The organism is Paenibacillus sp. GM1FR, from assembly GCF_002803315.1.
GTDB classification, from domain to species: Bacteria; Bacillota; Bacilli; order Paenibacillales; family Paenibacillaceae; genus Paenibacillus; species Paenibacillus amylolyticus.
The window spans coordinates 1-527 of sequence record NZ_MKZL01000065.1; the positions used below are offsets into that span (position 1 = coordinate 1).

The following is a 527-nucleotide window of genomic DNA, read 5'->3' on the forward strand; positions in this document are numbered from 1 at the left end:
GTTGTCTGTGCAACTCCACATCCTTTCCCACTTAACACACACTTGGGGACCTTAGCTGATGGTCTGGGCTGTTTCCCTTTTGACAATGGATCTTAGCACTCACTGTCTGACTCCCGGAAGTAAGTCTATGGCATTCGGAGTTTGACTGAGCTTGGTAACCCTTGCGGGCCCCGCACCCAATCAGTGCTCTACCTCCACGACTCTGTTTTCCGAGGCTAGCCCTAAAGCTATTTCGGGGAGAACCAGCTATCTCCGAGTTCGATTGGAATTTCTCCGCTACCCCCACCTCATCCCCGCATTTTTCAACATGCGTGGGTTCGGGCCTCCAGTGCGTGTTACCGCACCTTCACCCTGGACAGGGGTAGATCACCCGGTTTCGGGTCTACGTCCACGTACTCATTCGCCCTATTCAGACTCGCTTTCGCTGCGGCTCCGGCTCTTCACCTTAACCTTGCACGGGAACGTAACTCGCCGGTTCATTCTACAAAAGGCACGCCATCACCCCTAAAACGGGCTCTGACTTTTTG

At 53.9% G+C, this 527-nt stretch carries 1 rRNA gene; it reads right to left on the bottom strand.

The annotated features are described in order from the left end of the window. A 23S ribosomal RNA gene (locus tag PAEAM_RS29330) occupies nt 1-527 on the bottom strand; the annotation flags it as partial.